2 protein-coding genes are annotated in these 2,790 nt (G+C 43.5%); one reads left to right on the top strand and one right to left on the bottom strand.

Annotated features, from left to right (window positions below; all coding sequences use genetic code 11):
* The coding region (locus tag B3180_RS10600) for a hypothetical protein (protein WP_286844411.1) at nt 1-711 on the bottom strand (711 nt) is incomplete at its 3' end.
* A 183-nt stretch (nt 712-894) separates the two neighbouring features.
* Between B3180_RS10600 and B3180_RS10595 the strand changes: the two genes are divergently transcribed.
* The gene (locus B3180_RS10595; protein WP_278358398.1) at nt 895-2,739 is read left to right on the top strand and encodes a hypothetical protein; all 1,845 of its coding nucleotides are present in this window, start codon (nt 895-897) and stop codon (nt 2,737-2,739) included.
* Nucleotides 2,740-2,790: the final 51 nt, after the last annotated feature.

Raw genomic sequence — 2,790 nt, 5'->3', positions numbered from 1 at the left:
ATTATTAATGATCTCTCTGCTGCCCGCCATATCGTCTGTCTGAGCAATTAATAGGGAGTAAGACTCGCTAGCGGATTGAGAAGATTCAAAACCTAAATCGCAAGCTCTTCTTTGCATTGGCTTTAACCACGATAAGTCATAAGCGCTCTTATGCCCTCTAGGTTTGTAAAAAGCATCTTCCCATAGCTTGAAGTTGGTCGGACGCCAAGTGTCAGCAAGTAATACCGCCTTGACCTGTTTTATATTTCCAAATGGCTTGTCATATACATCCGGTCGGTTAAGCATTGAGTGAAAACTAAGAGCAAGCTCTTTTGAGTGAAGGCGATCATAATCGGCTTTAATCTGTTTTAAGAACTCTGTTGCGGGATAATCACGCTTGGCTTCAATTAAATAGAGGGTTTCATTAGCGTAGATGAAGCCGTCTAGATGGTTTCTCCATTTTCTAGAACGAATTGACTTGCTGTTGAGAATAAAAAAATCATTACCTCGAGTTTTATCAGATGAATGCACTTTCGCCTTTGAGTCACCCACAAATGGAACTTCTAACCCCCAGTGAGCCTCTGTCGGCTTTTTTAAACATCCCATTAAAAACGCGGTTACTAAATTCTGTTCGAGTACTTCTCCACCGGGTCTACAGGGACGAAATACATTCATTGATTTTTTATAGTGCTCAACTAAGTTGGTAAATCCGTTCGCGATAAACTCATCCATTATTGGTTTTCTCTTAAGCGTTACCGATTGATTTAGACATCATATTATAAATTTAGCGACTTAGCTCTTAGAGGTAGCCTATGTAGTTCAACTAATAGCAGTTTCGTAACCCTGGGTTGCAATGTTGTTATAAAGGAGTAACTTAACTGGTGAATAATTAACCTAGCCAAGGAACGGTGCGTCATGAAACTTTCCAATGTTCTGTCTACTGTTAACCAGTTTGAGAAGTCTAAATTCATTAATTTTCTTGATCGCATATGCACAGAAGCGAGCTCACACAATAAGCAAGTGGCAAAGCAGTTCAAGAATATTGATGGTCAAATTAAAAACGCTTCCAGTGGTGAAGTTACTCAACTATTCAAACTTGCACAGCCGTTATTCCAAAAAGAAGTTAAGTCGCAGCTTGCGTTAAGTGGCGCTCAGGCCGCACTTTTGGTGAATATTCTTAGTCGTGACGGCAACTGTGTGGCACGTGTTTCCTGGATAGAACAGCTGTACGAAAAAGAATGGAAGCAAATTGACGCTCAGGCGAAGAGCTTGAAAGCGCTTTTCGATGAAGCTGAACAAACAGAGGTTTATGACGAACCGAAGCGCCTGGGCATTTACTACGCCTGTCTGCACGAAGCGTTGCATAATGACGAGCGCTCGAACCGCGAAGGTAAAATTACCGATGAAGAACGCGGAATACTGAATGTTCTTGCGCATAAACTGGATGTAACGGCCGACAATCGTGTTGCCATTGAGCATTTAATCGATCCCATTCCCAAAACAGGCGTTTCTGACTGTCTGAATCAGCTACGTGAAATAGGCATTGTTTTCGTATCTAAGAAGCATCAGACCGTTTATGTGCCCGATGAAATAGTTGCGCTGTTGCACCGAATTCAATCTAAAGAGCTTGCAGACAAACATCTTCTACGAATTTTACGGACATTCTCTGACGCCGAGCTCTCCAATATCCTGAAAAGCCATGACAAGCGTATTCGTGGTGTCAATCGTGACGAAAAAATTGATACCGTTTTCAAAATGGGCTTATCAGTCAGCCAAATTCTGAGTGACGACATGCACGGTGAACAGTCGGGCGTGACTGAGAAAAAAGAGCGTTTGAAAACACTTATTGATGACTTGCAGCTTGCGCTCGATAAGCTTGGCACAACGCTGGAAGAGAGGTGCAACCTAATTATTGGCGCGCTGAACTCCTCTACAGAGCATGAATTTAATATTTTATCGGCAACAGGGTACAAGTCGCTGTTTTCAACGCTCAGTCAGCACCTTCCGCAATTGCCGAAAATGTTAAAGGGCGAGTTCGAACTTGAGCCTAATCACGACATAGACGTTGAAAAGCTTCGTGCTCTTGCGATAACGCCGTACGACATCCTGTTTATGCTGTCGAACGAGCAGGTAAAGAGCCTGAAGTCTGATATGGGTATAACGCGCAGAGGCGACCCACGACAGGTGATTCTTGAAAGCTTTGCCGATGCTACAGATAAGCTGGTAGAGAATTACGAAGCCCTGGCAAAACGTGACTTAGCAGCACTGAAGCAGAAGAATATTGAAATAGCCGAAGCTGATATAGGTATTAAGTTTGAAGAGGTCACCAAAGCTATATTTGAAGAGCTTGGCTTAACAGTTGACGAAGACTTGCGCCGCGACATTAATACCGCCAAAGACAAAGCTGACATCCTGCTGTCATTGAGTGAAGACGATATTATTATTGGCGAAGCGAAAACCTCAAAGAAAGGGGACTTTGCGAAGTACTCAACGACCTCCCGCCAAGTGAAAGCTTATGTCACACGCTGTGAAGGTGCCGGTAAGCGAGTCGCGCAAGTGCTCATTGTTGCCCCCAGCTTTTCTAATGACTTTGTTGAGTCTGCTGAAATGGATACCGAAGTGAACATTTCACTGTTGGAAGCCGCTGGCCTGAAGAAAATACTGGAGGCGTATAAGTCGCGCAGGAACCCTAAATTTTCAGCCAAACTGTTTACCAAAGGCGGGCTTTTGAAAGCAGGTTTGATTGCTAAGAATATATAGGAGTGTTTAATGCTTGCTGGGGAGCTTGTGACCTTTCCCCTGAACTAACAC

This window comes from Idiomarina sp. UBA4206, assembly GCF_002383015.1.
In the GTDB taxonomy this organism is placed as follows: Bacteria; Pseudomonadota; Gammaproteobacteria; order Enterobacterales; family Alteromonadaceae; genus Idiomarina; species Idiomarina abyssalis.
The sequence above is the reverse complement of the archived record's forward strand: the minus strand, read 5'-3'. Positions and strand labels throughout refer to the sequence as shown.

Bases quoted from the DNA above. Each gene is read 5' to 3' on its own strand.
- B3180_RS10595 (WP_278358398.1), top strand. From the start codon at position 895: ATGAAACTTTCCAATGTTCTGTCTACTGTTAACCAGTTTGAGAAGTCT.